We start from the raw sequence: 12,791 nt of genomic DNA, 5'->3' as shown, positions 1-12,791 counted from the left end.
CGGAAATGGCCTAAGTCATTGAATATAATGGTCGGGACGGAGTGATTCGAACACTCGACCCCTTGCACCCCATGCAAGTGCGCTACCGGGCTGCGCTACGCCCCGACTCGGTTTGAAGCATGTTCTCGTTACCGCTGAGAACGATGAAGAAGATACCCTAACCTTTTGATTAATGGAAGCTTTTTTTCAAAAATTTCCACTCATCTTAAACAACGGTCACTTCTTCAACACCACCAGCACATCTTCCAGCTCCACAATCATCTGACGAATCAGCTGTTTGTACTGGCTCGACTCATCCTTGGCCTCATCACTGGAAAGCCGCAAGCGCGCCCCGCCGATGGTGAAGCCCTGGTCGTAAAGCAATGCGCGGATCTGGCGGATCATCAGCACGTCTTGGCGCTGATAATAACGCCGATTGCCCCGCCGCTTCACAGGATTGAGCTGATCGAACTCCTGCTCCCAATACCGCAGCACGTGCGGTTTTACAGCGCAAAGTTCGCTCACTTCACCAATGGTGAAGTACCGTTTGCCCGGTATGGGGGGCAGTTCGTCGTTATGGCTTGGTTCCAGCATAGGCCTCAACCCGGGCCTTCAACTTCTGCCCTGGACGAAAGGTGACGACGCGCCGTGCGGTGATCGGGATTTCTTCCCCAGTCTTGGGGTTGCGGCCCGGCCGTTGGCGTTTATCGCGAAGGTCGAAGTTGCCGAAACCGGACAACTTGACCTGCTCGTTCTCTTCAAGTGCGTGCCGAATTTCTTCGAAAAACAGCTCGACCAGCTCCTTGGCCTCACGCTTGTTAAGCCCCAGCTCCTCGTACAGCCTCTCGGCCATCTCAGCTTTCGTCAGAGCACCCATGCCGTTATTTCCTTAACGTGGTGTTCAACCTTTGTTCGAGCGAGGTGAGGATAGTGTGCAAGGTAGTGTTCACCTCATCGTCGTTAAGAGTGCGCGATGGATGCTGCCAGGTCAAGCCGACTGCCAGGCTTTTTCTATCAGGATCAATGCCTTTACCCTGGTAGACATCAAACAGCCTGAGGTCTGTGAGCCATTCGCCTGCATTGTCACGAATTACGTCAAGTACGTCTTGAGACGCTACATCACGTCCTGCGATCAACGCCAGGTCACGACGGGTTTCCGGGAACTTGGACAGCTCGCTGAATTTCGGCAACCGGCCTTCGACCACATCGGCCAGCACCAACTCGAAAACGAAGACTTGACGGTCCAGGTCCAGGGCTTTTGCAAGCTCGGGATGAAGCGCGCCCAAATAGCCAACAACCTTGCCTTCACGCTGGATTTCAGCCGTCTGACCAGGGTGCAAGGCTGGATGCTTGCCAGCGACGAAGGTGAAATCGTCCAGCGCGCCGGAATAACCCAACAAGGCTTCCACATCGGCCTTCACGTCGAAGAAGTCGATGGTGTCACGGCCATTGGCCCAGCCTTCAGGCAAGCGGCTGCCCGTAACGACGCCGGCAATCATCGGCTCCTGCGCCAAGTTGCCCAGTTGGCCAACGAAACGCAGGCCACTTTCGAACAAGCGCACCCGATCCTGCTGGCGATTGAGGTTGTGCTGCACTGCCTTGACCAGGCCCGGCCACAAGGAGGCACGCATGGCCGCCATGTCGCTGGAGATGGGGTTGGCCAGCAACAGTGGCTCTACGCCTGGGCTGAACAACTCGAACAGTTTGGGATCGATGAAGCTGTAGGTAATGGCTTCCTGATAACCACGAGCAACCAGCAGACGACGCAGGTTCGGCAGCTCGCCACGGGTTTCCAGACGGGCTTGCGGCGCCAGGCGTGCCTGCGGGTAACGCACGGGCAAGTTGTTGTAACCGTACAGTCGCGCGAGCTCTTCGATCAGGTCGACTTCAAGGCTGATATCGAAGCGGTGGCTCGGAACGTTGACCGTCCACTGCCCTGCCCCGTCCGCCTCGGTAGCCAGACCAAGGTTGTTGAGCAACTGCTCGACCTGGGCCGGGTCCATTTCCATGCCAAGCATCTGGGCGATGCGCTCGGCACGCAAGGTAACCGGGGCGATGCTGGGCAGGTGTTGTTCGCTGACGGCTTCGACGATGGGGCCGGCTTCACCGCCTACCACTTCCAGTAGCAACGCGGTCGCACGCTCCATGGCTTCACGGGCCAACTGGGAATCGACGCCGCGCTCGTAACGGTGCGAGGCATCCGTGTGCAGGCCGTAGGAGCGGGCTTTGCCTGCGACGGAAATCGGCTCGAAGAACGCGCTTTCCAGGAACAGATCGCGGGTTTTGGCAGTATCGACGCCGCTGTGCTCGCCGCCCATGACGCCGGCGATGGCCAGGGCGCGGGTGTGGTCGGCGATGACCAGGGTGTCCGCACGCAGTGCAACTTCCTGGCCGTCTAGCAGGACGAGTTTTTCGCCCTCTTCGGCCATGCGCACGCGAATGCCGCCGTTGATCTCTGCCAGGTCAAAAGCGTGCATCGGCTGGCCGAGTTCGAGCATCACGTAGTTGGTGATATCTACGGCAGCGTCGATGCTGCGCACGTCGCTGCGGCGCAGACGCTCGACCATCCAAAGCGGCGTCGGCTTGCTCAGGTCAACGTTGCGGATCACCCGACCCAGGTAACGTGGGCAGGCAGCCGGCGCTTGGACCTCGACCGGGCGTACTTCGTCGTGCGCGGCAGCCACGGCGGGTACCAGCGGGCGGGTAACCGGTACGTCGTACAGCGCGCTGACGTCGCGGGCCAGGCCAGCGATCGACAGGCAATCACCCCGGTTGGGGGTAAGTCCGATTTCGATACTGGCATCATCCAGACTCAGGTACTGGCGAATGTCCTCGCCTACCGGCGCATCGCTGGCCAGTTCGAGCAGACCGTCGTTTTCTTCACTGATCTGCAATTCCGCCGCCGAGCAGAGCATGCCGAAGGACTCCACACCGCGCAGCTTGGCCTTCTTGATCTTGAAGTCGCCAGGCAGTTCGGCGCCGATCATGGCAAACGGGATCTTGATCCCTGGCCGTGCGTTAGGCGCGCCGCACACGACCTGGAACGTTTCCTGACCATTGCTGACCTGGCACACACGCAGCTTGTCGGCGTCCGGGTGTTGTTCGGTGGCAAGGATTTCACCCACCACGATGCCGCTGAACTGGCCAGCAGCAGGGGTTACGCTGTCGACTTCCAGGCCGGCCATGGACAGGCGGGCCACCAGTTCGTCACGGGAGACTTGCGGGTTTACCCAACCGCGCAGCCACTGTTCACTGAATTTCATGCTGTTCTTCTCCTGAAGGTTGCGTCGATTGGCTTAGCGGAATTGGGCTAAGAACCGCAGGTCGTTGTCGAAGAACAAACGCAGATCATTGACGCCATAGCGCAGCATGGCCAGGCGCTCGGCGCCCATGCCGAAGGCAAAGCCCTGGAATTCTTCAGGATCGATGCCCGACATGCGCAGCACGTTCGGGTGCACCATGCCGCAGCCCATCACTTCCAACCAGCCGGTCTGCTTGCATACCCGGCAGCCATTGCCCGAGCACATGACGCACTGGATATCCACCTCAGCAGACGGCTCGGTGAAGGGGAAGAACGATGGACGGAAACGCACCGCCAGTTCTTTTTCGAAGAACACACGCAGAAATTCTTCGATGGTGCCCTTGAGGTCGGCGAAATTGATGCCGCGGTCAATCAGCAAGCCTTCGACCTGGTGGAACATCGGCGAGTGAGTGATATCCGAGTCGCAGCGGTAAACGCGGCCAGGGCATACAATGCGAATGGGTGGCTGGGTGGACTCCATGGTCCGTACCTGCACCGGCGATGTGTGGGTACGCAGCAGCATGTTGGCGTTGAAATAGAAGGTATCGTGCATCGCCCGGGCCGGATGGTGGCCCGGGATGTTGAGCGCTTCGAAGTTGTGATAGTCGTCTTCGACTTCAGGACCTTCCGCAATGCCGTAGCCAATGTGCGTGAAGAACTGTTCGATGCGTTCGAGTGTACGGGTGATGGGGTGCAAGCCACCGGTGGCCTGGCCACGGCCTGGCAGGGTCACATCAATGCATTCGGCAGCCAGGCGAGCGCTGAGCTCGGCTTCTTCGAAGGCTGCCTTGCGTGCGTTCAGCACAACGGTGACGCGCTCTTTGGCGTCGTTGATCAGCGCGCCCACTTTGGGCCGCTCCTCGGCTGGCAGGTTGCCCAGGGTCTTCATCACCTGGGTCAGCTCGCCCTTCTTGCCGAGATAGTTGACCCGGATCTGTTCCAGGGCATTGATGTCTTCAGCGCGCTCCACGGCCTCCAGGGCTTGGGAGACCAGCGCATCCAGGTTTTCCATGTACAGACTCCAGATACGAAAATAGGGGAAGAGCTTTGAAGGCTCTTCCCCTATCGATGACGTTCAATGCCCGGCGACGCAAGCGTCGCCGGGTGATTGTCGCGGGTACTTAAGCCAGAACGGCTTTAGCTTTCTCGACAATCGCAGCAAACGCCGCTTTTTCGTTCACTGCCAGATCGGCCAGAACCTTACGGTCGATTTCGATCGAAGCCTTTTTCAGGCCAGCAATCAAACGGCTGTAGGACAGACCGTTGGTGCGGGCACCGGCGTTGATACGAGCGATCCACAGTGCGCGGAACTGACGCTTCTTCTGGCGACGGTCGCGGTAGGCGTATTGGCCTGCCTTGATGACCGCTTGCTTGGCAACACGGAATACGCGCGAACGTGCACCGTAGTAACCTTTAGCCAGTTTCAGAATTTTCTTGTGACGCTTACGGGCGATGACGCCACGCTTAACACGAGCCATGAGTAACTTCCTCTATCTTAACCAGAATTAACGTACGCGCAGCATGCGCTCGACTTTTGCCACGTCGGACGGGTGCAGCAAGCTGGCACCGCGCAGTTGACGCTTACGCTTGGTCGACATTTTGGTCAGGATGTGGCTCTTGAAAGCGTGCTTGTGCTTGAAGCCCGAAGCGGTCTTCAGGAAGCGCTTCGCAGCACCGCTCTTGGTTTTCATTTTTGGCATGTTGGAACTCCGCATTCGATAAAAATTACACAATAATCATCAGGCCTGCCGTGCCCGGGAGATTACTTCTTCTTTTTGGGGGCGATGACCATCATAAGCTGGCGTCCTTCCATCTTAGGATGCTGCTCGACGGAACCGTATTCGATCAGGTCAGCTTCAACCCGCTTCAACAGCTCCATGCCCAGCTCCTGGTGGGCCATCTCACGACCACGGAATCTCAGAGAGATCTTGGCCTTGTCCCCTTCGGTAAGGAAACGTACCAGGTTGCGTAGTTTTACCTGGTAATCCCCTTCTTCCGTCCCTGGACGAAACTTGATTTCTTTAATCTGGATCTGTTTCTGGTTTTTCTTGGCTTCGTTGGCCTGCTTCTTCTTCTCGAAGAGGTGCTTGCCGTAGTCCATCACCTTGCAGACGGGCGGAAGCGCGTCTGCAGAGATTTCCACCAGATCCAGCTTCGCTTCTTCAGCGATACGAAGCGCTTCATCAATCGAGACGATGCCAACCTGCTCGCCGTCTGCGCCAATTAACCGAACCTCGCGGGCCGAGATATTCTCGTTGATCGGGGCCTTCGGTACAGCACGTTTATCATTTCTCATTTCACGCTTAATAGTCATTACTCCGTTGTTTGGCGACCACGCCGGGAAACCGCTTGCGTCAGGAGCTCAGCGAACTGGGCGACGGGCATGGAGCCCAGGTCAGCGCCTTCGCGAGTACGCACTGCTACGGTCTGCGTTTCGACTTCGCGGTCCCCTATAACCAAAAGGTACGGGACCTTGAGCAAAGTATGCTCACGGATTTTAAAGCCGATCTTCTCATTTCTCAAGTCCGACTTGGCACGGAAACCGCTACCGTTCAGAGTTTTCTCAACTTCAAGGGCAAAATCGGCCTGTTTGTCGGTGATATTCATGATCACCGCCTGCGTCGGCGCCAGCCAGGCAGGGAACACGCCGGCGTAGTGCTCGATCAGCATGCCGATGAAGCGCTCGAACGAACCCAGAATGGCGCGGTGCAGCATGACCGGGCGCACGCGGCTGTTGTCTTCGGCGATGTAGCTGGCGTCCAGACGCTCCGGCAGGTTCGGGTCGTACTGCAGGGTGCCGCACTGCCAGTTACGGCCGAGGCAGTCACGCAGGGTGAACTCGATCTTCGGCCCATAGAAGGCGCCCTCGCCCGGCTGGTATTCCCACTCCAGGCCAGATTCGTTCAGGGCATCGGCCAACGCGCCCTCGGCACGGTCCCACAGCTCTTCGGAGCCAACACGCTTGGCCGGACGGGTGGACAACTTCATGGCGATGTCGCTGAAGCCGAAGTCCTTGTACACATCCAGGGTCAGCTTGATGAAGTCGGCCGCTTCTTTCTTCACCTGCTCTTCGGTGCAGAAGATGTGGGCATCGTCCTGTACGAAGCCGCGCACACGCATGATGCCGTGCAGGGCGCCAGATGGCTCGTTGCGGTGGCACGCACCAAACTCGGCCAGGCGCAGCGGCAGGTCGCGGTAGCTCTTGAGCCCTTGGTTGAAGACCTGCACGTGGCAGGGGCAGTTCATTGGCTTGACTGCGTAGTCACGGCTCTCCGACGACGTGGTGAACATGTTCTCGGCGTAGTTGGACCAGTGGCCCGAACGCTCCCACAGGATGCGGTCGACCACTTGCGGGGTCTTGATTTCCTGATAACCGTTCTCGCGCTGGACATTACGCATGTACTGCTCGAGCACTTGGTAGACAGTCCAGCCGTTAGCGTGCCAGAACACCATGCCCGGTGCTTCTTCCTGCAAATGGAACAGGTCGAGCTGCTTGCCGATCTTGCGATGGTCGCGCTTCTCGGCTTCTTCGATGCGCTGGATGTAGGCCGCCAGCTGCTTCTTGTCCGCCCAGGCAGTGCCGTATACGCGCTGCAACTGTTCGTTCTTGGCATCGCCACGCCAGTAGGCGCCGGACAGCTTGGTCAGCTTGAATGCCTTGAGGAAACGGGTGTTGGGCACGTGCGGGCCGCGGCACATGTCCACGTATTCTTCGTGATAGTACAGGCCCATGGCCTGCTCGTTCGGCATGTCCTCGACCAGGCGCAGCTTGTAGTCTTCGCCACGGGCGGTGAACACGTCGATGACTTCAGCGCGCGGAGTCATCTTCTTGATGACGTCGTAGTCCGTGTCGATCAACTGCTGCATGCGCTTCTCGATGGCCGCCAGGTCATCCGGCGTGAAGGGCCGCTCGTAAGCGATATCGTAATAGAAGCCTTCGTCGATCACAGGGCCGATCACCATCTTGGCGGTCGGATACAGCTGCTTCACCGCGTGGCCAACCAGGTGGGCGCACGAGTGACGAATGATCTCCAGTCCCTCTTCATCTTTGGGGGTGATGATCTGCAGCGTAGCGTCGTTCTGAATCAGGTCGCACGCGTCGACCAGCTTGCCGTCTACCTTGCCGGCAACGGTGGCCTTCGCCAGACCGGCGCCGATGGATGCGGCGACCTCGGCAACGGACACGGGGTGATCGAACGAACGCTGGCTGCCATCGGGAAGAGTAATGGTGGGCATTGGCGCCTCCTCTCCTAGTGGTGACCCCTACCAAAGGTCACGTGGGTTGGGATGAGCCAGTACAAGATCCGAACCTGCCTTCCGTTTGACGGGAAGCCTGCCTCACAGTGGCAGAAGCCTTTGGGCTTGCGCGGACGAACCAGAGTGACTGGAAAGAAAATAGAACAGCAGCGGGGACGTTGTCAGCTGCAAGCCGGGCATGCTAGCACGCAGTCAGAGCCGTGCGCAGGAATATTTGGAAATTGCCGCCGGCGGTGAACTTCCGCGACAGCTTCCCTATCAGACGTGTGGAAGCAACCTGCTCTTGATGAGAACTGACCCAAGGAGTAATCGGTTATGCGAGTTCCGTCTCTTCTGGCCCTTGCGGCCGCTGGCGCCCTGCTGATGCCAATGGCCGCGAACGCTGGCAACTTCCCTGCCGGCAAGGAAAATGCCTATATGGCCCAGTGCACGCAAGTTGCCACTGGTCAGGGCGTTGATGCCGCCGCAGCGAAAAAGCACTGCGACTGTGGTGCACAAGCGATCAAGAAGAATTTCTCCGACGCTGAAATTGCCGACCTCGACAGCAAGGATGGCGTTGACGCCAAACTCATGCAAAAGGCGCAAAGCGTCGTGAAACAGGCCTGCGCACCTAAAAGCTGACGCTGTGTAGCTGCCGGTGATCCGGCAAGAAATTGCGCTGGATCACACTGGGGTGAAGGTAAAAGACGCGACAGCCGCAGAATTAGACTATGATGTACCCGTGCTCCGTAGCTTCGGCCACATTGCACCACCGAAAATACTAAATGTTCTGGAGATTCACCCATGTCCAATCGCCAACAAGGCACCGTCAAGTGGTTCAATGATGAGAAAGGCTTCGGCTTCATCACCCCAGCAGGCGGCGGCGACGACCTGTTCGTTCACTTCAAAGCCATCGAATCTGACGGCTTCAAGAGCCTGAAAGAAGGCCAAACTGTTTCCTTCGTCGCCGAGCGCGGCCAGAAGGGCATGCAGGCTGCGCAGGTTCGTCCGGAGTAATTCGGATAGCCGTAAAAAAACCCGCCCTCGTGGCGGGTTTTTTTTGACTTGGCTTTGACGGCTCACGTACAGGGCACAGGCGCCCTCGATACGCGAGTTAGATCTTTAGCCGCAGTTGACGCGTGTCACGCGCCCTTGCTCGTCGACGTTCAAGTTGAGCCGCTCTGAGCGGTATTCCAGGGTCACCACATCGTGGGGCTTGAGGATGCGCGCCATTTGCGAACCGCTCGCCTTGCGGGCCTGCTCCAGCAGCTCTGCGCTCCCCATCTTGCCCACTGCAAAATCAGCGCCGCTGGCCTGGCAGCGTCCATCATTGCCCGCAGGTGCCTCAGGCACTTGGCCGCCACTGGAGTCTCCACCAGTGCTGCAGCCCGCCAGGACAGCAGCCACCGCCAGGGTCGCCAGATAAGCACGGGTACGTAACATGAAGCCTCCTAGATCATTTGGGAACTGCCTGATCCGACAGCCTCACCTTAAATTCGTTGCAAAACTGGCCAAGTCTGCACCATCAGGGCGGCTGATGGGGGACACAATCGTGACCGAATTTTACCGCCCGGCCCACACGCCGCTTGGTTTGGCCTGCAAAGTCATGATTTACTTTAAGAAGTGAAGGCATAGTGCCTGCTACGAATGCCAGGTTTGGACGTTCGTTCTTTCATCCCGCGCCGCAAGCGAGAGCTTTTCATGAGCACCCACAGCATCGATGCCGACATCAAGGTCAAATGGGCGGAGGGGCAAAGCGCCTATAGCCCCAGCACCCCGGAGGAGTTGCTGCTGATCGCCATCGACCTCCTGGTACGCGACCGCGGCGCAGAGGCAGCGCGCGGCTTCATCGACCAGGTGGTCGAACGGTATGCGCCACGCCTTGCTACTTCAAACGCGCCAGCCGCTCGCTAAGCAGGTCGAACAGCCCCTGGGCATCCCCCTCCTCTACCCACATGACATTGGCCGGTTGCTTGAGCACCCCGTACCAGTCTGCCACTGTCTGGCCGAAGGTCGGCCCCTCGCGGGTGTCGATCGTCATGTGGATCCGCCGGCCGCTGAACTGGTGGGGTTTGAGCAGATAGGCGATGACGCTGGCGTCATGCACCGGGCCACCGGGCATTCCGTATAACGCCATGTCATGGGTGATGTAGGCATTGAGGATGTCCACCACACGCTTGCTGGCCTGTGTGTTGACGCCGGCCAGTTGCTTGAGCCGTGCGTCGCTGGTCAGCAGCTTGTGGGTAACGTCCAGGGGCAGGTAGGTCAACGGTACGCCACTTGCCAGTACCACGGCAGCCGCGTGTGGGTCGGCATACAGGTTGAACTCGGCCGCAGGCGTGATATTGCCACCGTTGAAATGAGCCCCGCCCATCACCACCACTTCCTTGATGCCCTTGGCGATCTCCGGGCGCTGGATCAAGGCCAGCGCCAGGTTGGTCTGTGGCCCAAGCATGGCCAGCGTCACGCTGTGTGGCGGGGCGGTACCTAGCGTGTCGACCAGGTACTGAACAGCGTTGCCGCTCGCCAAAGGCTGCTTGGGTTCATGTACCTCTACCCCGGTGACACCTTCTTCACCGTGCACTTCGGCCGCGTAAATGGGGGCGCGCACCAAGGGGCGACCCGCACCGGCGTACACCGGAATATCCTCACGGCCTGCCCATTCGCGGGCAAGACGGGCGTTACGGGCGGTCTTCTCCAGACGCACGTTGCCGGCAACTGTCGTGATGGCACGAATCTTAAGCTCATCAGGCGAAGCCATGGCCAGAAAGAGTGCAACCAGATCGTCAGCCCCCGGATCGGTGTCGATGATCAAGTCGATGGGTGCCGCTTGTACGGCAGACGCTGCGGCCATGAGAGCGAGTCCTTGAAGCAGGGGTTTTAGCATGACGAGGCACTCCTGTTGCCAGTGGATAACGAGTAGGAAACCGTCAGTGTCAGAACGTTACGCCAGACACCAGGGCGATATTGCTGTAGGGCTGGCACTCACCCGTGCGTACCATGGCCCGCGCCTTACGCGACAGTAGCTTGAATGCTTCATGGGGCATGTATTCACGCTCGCCCAGCGTGCCCTTCAGGCGCTCGATTTCTGCAAAAGCCGGCGGCGCCACGGTTTGTATTTCTTCGGCCAACAGGTGACGCTCGACCTGCAGTTCGCTCAGCACACAACGCAGCACACTGGCGAAATCAGGCAGCCCCGGGGTGACGGCCAAGTCGATCAGCTCGACGCCGGGCGGTACGGGTAACCCGGCATCGCCGATGATCAGGATGTCGCCATGGCCCATGCTGGCAATGGTCCGGGACAGTGCAATGTTCAGCAAGGGCGTCTTCTTCATGGCAGTAGCTCCGCGAGCCTGGGAATGGAAGGTTGCGCGCCGGCGCGGGTCACCGACAGGGCAGCAGCCCGTTGCCCGAAGCGGATTGCCTCGCCCTCCTCTAGGCCCTGCACCAGCCCCGCCGCAAAGCCTCCGATGAAGGTGTCCCCTGCGGCAGTGGTGTCCAAGGCTTGCACCACGGGTGCTGGATAATGCTGGTGGCCAGCGGGCGTGACCAACAAGGCACCTTGTGCGCCGAGGGTGATGATCACCTTGCCAGCTCCCAGCGCCAGCAGGCGCGCGCCCGCCAATAAAGCGCTGGCCTGATCGTGCACAGCAACACCGGTCAGCGCCTCGGCCTCGCTTTCGTTGGGCGTCAGGTAATCGACATGGCTGAACCATTCGGCGGGCAGCGGCCCCGTTGCCGGCGCCGGATTGAGTATCACCCGCTTGCCGAGCTGACGACCCCTGGCCAACGTCCAGGCCACGGTAGCCAATGGCACTTCAAGTTGGCAGATGATCACCTGCGCCGCCTGCAGCAGGCCGTCGAAGCGCGCTACGGCGTCTGGCACCAGCAACCCGTTGCCCCCAGGCACGATCACGATGCAGTTCTGGCTGGCCGCATCCACGGTGATCATCGCCACCCCTGTGGACACGCCGGTGCAGGTGACCACGCCCTGGCAGTCAATCCCTTCTACTTCCAGGGCATTGCGCAATTGCGGGCCGTAGGCGTCGTCGCCTACGCAGCCAATCATTGCCGCGCTGGCGCCCAGCCGCGCGACCGCCACGGCCTGGTTGGCCCCCTTGCCTCCGGCGGCGGTGAAGAAGGTATCGCCGGCCAGTGTCTCGCCAGGCCGTGGCAAGCGTTGGGCGCGCGCCACCAGGTCCATGTTGAGGCTGCCGACTACCACGACCTTGGCACTCATGTTGTTCCCTTAGCGGTAATCGTTGAACAGGTCCGGGCGCGGCCCGGTGGACTCGCGCAGAACGATGCGCGGGGTGACGATGCGCTGCTGCGATGCGCTGTTGCAGGGCTGAGCGATACGCGCCAGCAGCAGTGCCGCAGCGCTCTCGCCAAGCTCGCGGATCGACTGCCCCACTGTGGTCAAAGGTGGGTAGACGTAGCGGCTCAGCTCGATGTCATCGAAGCCGATGACCGACAGCGCACCCGGCACGTCAATGTGGCGCTCGGCCGCTGCGCGCAATACGCCGAAGCCGATCATGTCGTTGCCCGCGAAGATGGCCGTCGGCCGCGCCCCTGCCAACAGCTCGGCAGCTGCAGCGTGGCCGCCGGGGCTCGTGAAGTCGCAGTGGCGCACACGCTCAGCGGCCACGGTAACGCCCGCCTCGGCCAAGGCCCGACGAAAGCCGCGCAGGCGCATCTGCGTCACCCCGGTTTCTGCTGGCCCACCGATGTAGGCAATATCCCGATGGCCAAGCTCCAATAGATGGCGCGTAGCCAGGTAGGCGCCCAGCTCGTGATCGATGCGCACCAGGTCGGCGTCGACGCCTTCGAGCTCCCGGTCCACGATGACCATGGGTGTGCGCACCCCTGCCAGGCTTTGCAACAAGTCGTCATCCTGCCCTACCGACCCGACCACCAGCCCATCGATGCGCTTTTCGAGCAGCACGCGCAGGTAGTTGCGCTGTTTTTGGGGATCGTCGTCGGAATTGCACAGGATCACGCAGTAACCATTGCGCTCGCAGGCGTCTTCAATACCTCGGGCCAGCTCGGCGAAGTAAGGGTTGACGCTGTTGGGCACGAGCAAGCCGATGGTGGCCGTGCTGCGCGCCTTCAACGACCGCGCGACGGCGCTGGGCACGTAGTCCAGTTCCCGAATGGCGGCCTCGACTTTGAGCCGGACAGGCTCGCTCACCGGTCGCGTTTTATTCAACACATGGGACACTGTGGTGTAAGAAATCCCCGCCAGCGCCGCGACGTCTTTGATGGTTGCCATGGT

At 59.9% G+C, this 12,791-nt stretch carries 16 protein-coding genes and 1 tRNA gene; 3 read left to right on the top strand and 14 right to left on the bottom strand.

The genetic code is table 11. From position 1 onward, the window contains the following. Positions 1-28: 28 nt before the first annotated feature. From CRP40_RS04470 to thrS, 9 genes are all read right to left on the bottom strand, one after another. Positions 29-105: transfer RNA gene (locus tag CRP40_RS04470), tRNA-Pro, on the bottom strand. A gap of 111 nt (positions 106-216) precedes the next feature. Further along, positions 217-573, bottom strand: a complete 357-nt coding sequence (locus CRP40_RS04465; protein ID WP_003250681.1) for a MerR family transcriptional regulator — start codon at positions 571-573, stop codon at positions 217-219. Then, positions 554-856 carry an integration host factor subunit alpha gene (gene ihfA, locus CRP40_RS04460; protein WP_003250679.1) on the bottom strand — a complete coding sequence of 101 codons (303 nt, stop codon included), beginning with the start codon at positions 854-856 and terminating at the stop codon, positions 554-556. The genes CRP40_RS04465 and ihfA overlap by 20 nt, the downstream gene beginning before the upstream one ends. Positions 857-860: 4 nt before the next feature. Next, the gene (gene pheT / locus CRP40_RS04455) at positions 861-3,242 is read right to left on the bottom strand and encodes a phenylalanine--tRNA ligase subunit beta (protein WP_027916074.1); all 2,382 of its coding nucleotides are present in this window, start codon (positions 3,240-3,242) and stop codon (positions 861-863) included. Between the two features lie 33 nt (positions 3,243-3,275). Beyond that, entirely contained in the window at positions 3,276-4,292 is a 1,017-nt protein-coding gene (pheS, locus tag CRP40_RS04450; RefSeq protein ID WP_027916075.1) for a phenylalanine--tRNA ligase subunit alpha, read from the bottom strand. Positions 4,293-4,401: 109 nt separating this feature from the next. Beyond that, positions 4,402-4,758, bottom strand: a complete 357-nt coding sequence (rplT, locus tag CRP40_RS04445) for a 50S ribosomal protein L20 (RefSeq protein ID WP_003250671.1) — start codon at positions 4,756-4,758, stop codon at positions 4,402-4,404. A 27-nt stretch (positions 4,759-4,785) separates the two neighbouring features. Further along, positions 4,786-4,980, bottom strand: coding sequence for a 50S ribosomal protein L35 (gene rpmI, locus CRP40_RS04440; RefSeq protein WP_003250667.1), 195 nt, complete (start codon positions 4,978-4,980; stop codon positions 4,786-4,788). 62 nt (positions 4,981-5,042) lie between these two features. Beyond that, entirely contained in the window at positions 5,043-5,594 is a 552-nt protein-coding gene (gene infC, locus CRP40_RS04435; RefSeq protein ID WP_173645890.1) for a translation initiation factor IF-3, read from the bottom strand. After that, positions 5,594-7,516, bottom strand: a complete 1,923-nt coding sequence (thrS, locus tag CRP40_RS04430) for a threonine--tRNA ligase (protein ID WP_027916077.1) — start codon at positions 7,514-7,516, stop codon at positions 5,594-5,596. The genes infC and thrS overlap by 1 nt, the downstream gene beginning before the upstream one ends. Positions 7,517-7,852: 336 nt before the next feature. Here thrS and CRP40_RS04425 point away from each other — a divergent pair, with 336 nt between their 5' ends. Then, the gene (locus tag CRP40_RS04425) at positions 7,853-8,158 is read left to right on the top strand and encodes a hypothetical protein (protein ID WP_027916078.1); all 306 of its coding nucleotides are present in this window, start codon (positions 7,853-7,855) and stop codon (positions 8,156-8,158) included. Positions 8,159-8,320: 162 nt separating this feature from the next. Continuing rightward, the gene (locus CRP40_RS04420) at positions 8,321-8,533 is read left to right on the top strand and encodes a cold-shock protein (protein WP_027916079.1); all 213 of its coding nucleotides are present in this window, start codon (positions 8,321-8,323) and stop codon (positions 8,531-8,533) included. A 105-nt stretch (positions 8,534-8,638) separates the two neighbouring features. Here the strand turns inward: CRP40_RS04420 and CRP40_RS04415 are convergent, their stop codons facing one another. Beyond that, positions 8,639-8,959, bottom strand: coding sequence for an I78 family peptidase inhibitor (locus tag CRP40_RS04415; RefSeq protein WP_027916080.1), 321 nt, complete (start codon positions 8,957-8,959; stop codon positions 8,639-8,641). Between the two features lie 258 nt (positions 8,960-9,217). On the opposite strand from CRP40_RS04415, the gene CRP40_RS04410 reads away from it, so the two are divergent. Further along, positions 9,218-9,430, top strand: a complete 213-nt coding sequence (locus tag CRP40_RS04410) for a hypothetical protein (protein WP_027916081.1) — start codon at positions 9,218-9,220, stop codon at positions 9,428-9,430. Here CRP40_RS04410 and CRP40_RS04405 read toward each other — a convergent pair. Genes CRP40_RS04405 through CRP40_RS04390 form a run of 4 tightly spaced genes read right to left on the bottom strand, consistent with a single transcriptional unit; the run spans position 9,402 to position 12,788 of the window. After that, positions 9,402-10,403 (bottom strand): nucleoside hydrolase, encoded by a 1,002-nt coding sequence (locus tag CRP40_RS04405; RefSeq protein WP_027916082.1) that lies wholly within the window; start codon positions 10,401-10,403, stop codon positions 9,402-9,404. The two genes, CRP40_RS04410 and CRP40_RS04405, sit on opposite strands and share 29 nt — an antisense overlap. Before the next feature lie 49 nt (positions 10,404-10,452). Beyond that, on the bottom strand, positions 10,453-10,851 hold the full coding sequence (gene rbsD / locus CRP40_RS04400) for a D-ribose pyranase (protein ID WP_027916083.1): 399 nt from the start codon (positions 10,849-10,851) through the stop codon (positions 10,453-10,455). Further along, positions 10,848-11,756 carry a ribokinase gene (rbsK, locus tag CRP40_RS04395; protein WP_027916084.1) on the bottom strand — a complete coding sequence of 303 codons (909 nt, stop codon included), beginning with the start codon at positions 11,754-11,756 and terminating at the stop codon, positions 10,848-10,850. Before rbsK ends, rbsD begins: the two co-directional genes overlap by 4 nt. A 9-nt stretch (positions 11,757-11,765) precedes the next feature. Then, positions 11,766-12,788, bottom strand: coding sequence for a LacI family DNA-binding transcriptional regulator (locus tag CRP40_RS04390; RefSeq protein WP_027916085.1), 1,023 nt, complete (start codon positions 12,786-12,788; stop codon positions 11,766-11,768). Positions 12,789-12,791: the final 3 nt, after the last annotated feature.

Source organism: Pseudomonas sp. URMO17WK12:I9, from assembly GCF_900230165.1.
In the GTDB taxonomy this organism is placed as follows: Bacteria; Pseudomonadota; Gammaproteobacteria; order Pseudomonadales; family Pseudomonadaceae; genus Aquipseudomonas; species Aquipseudomonas fulva.
This window is presented reverse-complemented; position numbering and strand designations above follow the sequence as displayed.